Genomic DNA, 3,560 nt, shown 5'->3' on the forward strand with positions numbered 1-3,560 from the left:
GGTCGGGGTCGCCGGCGACTACTACGCCGCCACCGGCGACAGCATCACCAACGGGGCCTACGACACCTACCGGACCGACAACGTCGACCCGGGAAACCCCAGCTTTTCATTCCAGGGGTACCCCGGACCGTTGGGCAGGATGCTGACCGCGGCCAATCAGTACCCGTCCATCGTGGTCAATGAAGCCGTCGGCGGGGATGAATCCGGCGATCTCCTGGCCCTGCGCATCGACTCTATCCTGGCGCGCAATCCGGGGTTGAACCGATTGACCCTGCTGATCGGCACCAACGACTCCGGCTCGAGTCTGCCGGCCACGCGGGCCGTCTTCGCCGCGAACCTCCAGGAAATCGTCAACAAGGTCAAGGCCATCGATGACGCGATCACGGTCACCGTGGGGATCACGCCGCCCGCCTTCGGCCTGGGCAGCACTGGATCGATCTACGCCGATCCCCTCGCGCCTTCGGCGGTGCGCAACGTGCTCATCCGCGACTACCGGGACGCCATCACCCAGGACGTCGCCGGCATCGCCATCGGTCCGGATTTCTTCAACTGTTTCCTGGAGGAGCGCAATCTCTTCAGCCTGTTCGTGGACAACGTGCACCCCAACGGCCTGGGATATGACGTCATGGCCAGGCTCTGGCACGAGGTGTTGACCGGTGCACGCGCACCCACCGATGTGTGCACGCCCCCGCGGTTTATCCTGCAGAATCTCGAACCGTCGACGACGGCGCCGTATATCAAGCAAAACCTCATCGAAGTGGGCGACACCTATTACACCGACGAAGCGCATACAGTCAGCGCAATACCGTCCGGGCTTGGTCTGGAAGACGGGATTTGGATCATGACTCCCAACAGTGACGCCGTTGCCACCGATAGTACGTATATGACATTTGATGGTGACCGGGCGGTTGATGTCTATGTCGCCTATGACCTCGATCCAGGCAACCCGTTGGCGAGCACTCCGGACTGGATGTCCGGCTACACGGATACCGGTGCCACACTGCAGGTGTCGGATGCAGCCGCTCAGTTCAGGCTGTTCAGGCAGACCTTTCCCCCCGGACAGATTGTGCTGGGTGGAAATCTTGCCCCGGGCGCCAATGGTGCGGATGTCAATTACATCACCATCGTCGTTGAACATTAACGCTGCAAGGAGTTGAGTCGATGCACCTTTCCCGCGTGATCCTGCGCCGCTGCTTCGTGATCCCGGCCCTGTGCGTGCTGCTGGTCTTGCCCGTGCCGTCTGCCATTGCCGAGACGAGCGCCATCGCCGTGGTCGACCGCTACATGCACGGCCTGTTTGCCGGGGACGTCGAAGCGATTCGGGGCTGTCTGGACGACCGGTTTCAAGCGCGGCGCAAAAACACGTTCAACGACCCGACGTACGCCGCGTTCCTGATCGACCGATACGGCGGGGCAGCCTATCGGATTGTGAACCAGGCAGCACAAAACAACGGGACCATCGTCGACGTCGAAATCACCTATCGATCCGGCGACGCCGTGGTGATTCGTCTGATGCTCAACCGCCGCAATCAGATTGTCGACGAAATTCCTATATGACCTGCCTGAGGCGAGGTGATGCCGCGGGTCAACCCATCTCGTGAAACCAGATTTGTCTTTCCCCGCGGTAGGGCTTCTGCTGAATTCAGCCGCAGCGACCGCTCCTCCATCTGTTCACGCTTACGCAAGAGAACTGCCCGTTAAAGGACGATATGGATGAAAATGGACGCATCCTGCGATTCTGGCCGCGCTTCTGGATACGGTTTTCCGGAACCGGGGTGCTGGGACGCATGGCGGCAGGCCTGGCCGCCATGGGCATGCCCCCGTTCTATGGCCGCATTCAGCTGGCAGCCATTCACCCCAAGGGGTACGTGTCTCCGAAGGCGACCCTGTACGGCAACCACATCGAACTCGGAAGACATGTGTACATCGACGATGACGTGTTGATATACCAGGAAGCGGACGGCGGGCCGGTAACCTTTCACGATGGTGTCCACCTCCATCGGGGGACCTTCGTTCAAACCGGCCAGGGCGGCGCGGTTGCCATCGGGGAGCGGACCCACATTCAGCCCCGCTGCCAGTTGTCGGCCTACAAGGGCTCGATATCGATCGGGCAGCGGGTGGAGATTGCGCCGAACTGCGCCTTCTATCCGTATAATCACGGCATGGCGCACGGAACACCCATCCGCCGGCAGCCGCTGCGTTCCAGGGGCGGCATCGCCATCGGCGATGATGCCTGGCTGGGCTACGGCGCCGTGGTGTTGGACGGCGTGCGCATCGGTGTCGGCGCCGTGGTCGGCGCCGGGTCCGTGGTGACCCGTGACGTTCCCGACGGGGCCATCGCATCGGGTGTGCCGGCCCGCATCGTCAAGCATCGCCGGGACCTGCCTGCCGACGCTGCCGCCGCAACGACGCAACCCCCCGAAAAAAGCCGGTGACTTCATGAAACGGGTGTTTTTTCACATTCACATCTGGAAAACGGCCGGTACCACGTTCCTGGATATTTGTCGCCAGAATTTCGGTGATGCGTTTCGCCGGGATATCATGCTGATCCAAAATTGGTTTCTGACCAGCGACCAGCTTCGCTGGCTGCTGGACTACCATGGTTGGCTGCGATGCTACAGCTGCCATATGCTGTCCGGTGAACTGCCCTGGGAGGTGGATGATACCGAGGTCGTCGGGATCGCCTTTGTGCGCAATCCCGTCCACCGGTTTGTCTCCAGCTACACCTTCCAGAGGGGCGACACCTACCGCGGCGGCATCGCCACGGCCAACGACTTCGATGCATTCTGCCGCAAGGCCCTGGTCGAAACCGACAATCCTTTCTGGCGCAATGGTCAGACGTATATTTTAGGGGGTGGCCGCACCGAGTCAAGCGTCGCCGACATCGCCGAACGGATCGACCGGGGCCGGATGGTCGTGTTGCCCATGGAACGCTTCGATGAGTGCTGTATTCTGCTGGAGCGCCTGTTCCCCGATGAGTTTGCGGATTGCAGCTACACGCGCCAAAATGTTTCGCGACAGAAGGCGCCCATCTCCGCCCGGCAGGAGGCGACCATCGCGCAGTACATGGACATCGACGACCAGCTGGTGGCGCTGGCCAACGACTATCTGGACACGGCCCTGGATCGTTTGCTGCCCGACAGCCAAACCCGTGGGACGACCATGGATGACTTCCGGCGGCGCTGTGCCAGGAAGCAGCGCCGGCAGATGGCCGCCCGGGTTGCGGGGAAAATTGAGCGGACAGTCAAACGGACCCTGGATAACGTGGTCCGCCTGTTTTAAACCAGGTGACCGCCGCTAACCCCCTCGGCGAACCATCCGCGGGCCGTCGGTGAGGCGACCTTCGATACCGTTCCAAGCAACGACAAGATGCAGACAACCATGACCCAGACGACAGCACCACTGGTCAGCATCGTCACACCGGTATACAACGGTGAGGAGATACCTTCCCCGCCTTCTTGGCCGCCGCGATCATCGTGCGCGCGTTGTCCATCGTGTCGGCCAGCGGCTTCTCGCCGAGCACGTGGCAGCCGTGCGCGAGGGCAGTGAGGGTCACCGGC

At 61.8% G+C, this 3,560-nt stretch carries 5 protein-coding genes; 4 read left to right on the forward strand and 1 reads right to left on the reverse strand.

Translation table 11 applies throughout. The annotated features are described in order from the left end of the window. From R6V78_RS07405 to R6V78_RS07420, 4 genes are all read left to right on the forward strand, one after another. Positions 1-1,141: SGNH/GDSL hydrolase family protein (locus R6V78_RS07405; protein ID WP_410288700.1), on the forward strand; the 1,141-nt coding region annotated here is incomplete at its 5' end. A gap of 20 nt (positions 1,142-1,161) precedes the next feature. After that, complete coding sequence (locus tag R6V78_RS07410; protein ID WP_410288701.1) at positions 1,162-1,557, forward strand: hypothetical protein; 396 nt, start codon at positions 1,162-1,164, stop codon at positions 1,555-1,557. Positions 1,558-1,709: 152 nt separating this feature from the next. Next, positions 1,710-2,435, forward strand: a complete 726-nt coding sequence (locus R6V78_RS07415) for an acyltransferase (RefSeq protein WP_410288702.1) — start codon at positions 1,710-1,712, stop codon at positions 2,433-2,435. 4 nt (positions 2,436-2,439) lie between these two features. Continuing rightward, on the forward strand, positions 2,440-3,282 hold the full coding sequence (locus R6V78_RS07420; protein WP_410288703.1) for a hypothetical protein: 843 nt from the start codon (positions 2,440-2,442) through the stop codon (positions 3,280-3,282). Positions 3,283-3,415: 133 nt separating this feature from the next. Here R6V78_RS07420 and R6V78_RS07425 read toward each other — a convergent pair whose 3' ends face one another. After that, positions 3,416-3,556, reverse strand: a complete 141-nt coding sequence (locus R6V78_RS07425) for a Gfo/Idh/MocA family oxidoreductase (RefSeq protein ID WP_410288704.1) — start codon at positions 3,554-3,556, stop codon at positions 3,416-3,418. Positions 3,557-3,560: the final 4 nt, after the last annotated feature.

This window comes from Desulfosarcina sp. (assembly GCF_046496365.1).
In the GTDB taxonomy this organism is placed as follows: Bacteria; Desulfobacterota; Desulfobacteria; order Desulfobacterales; family Desulfosarcinaceae; genus Desulfosarcina.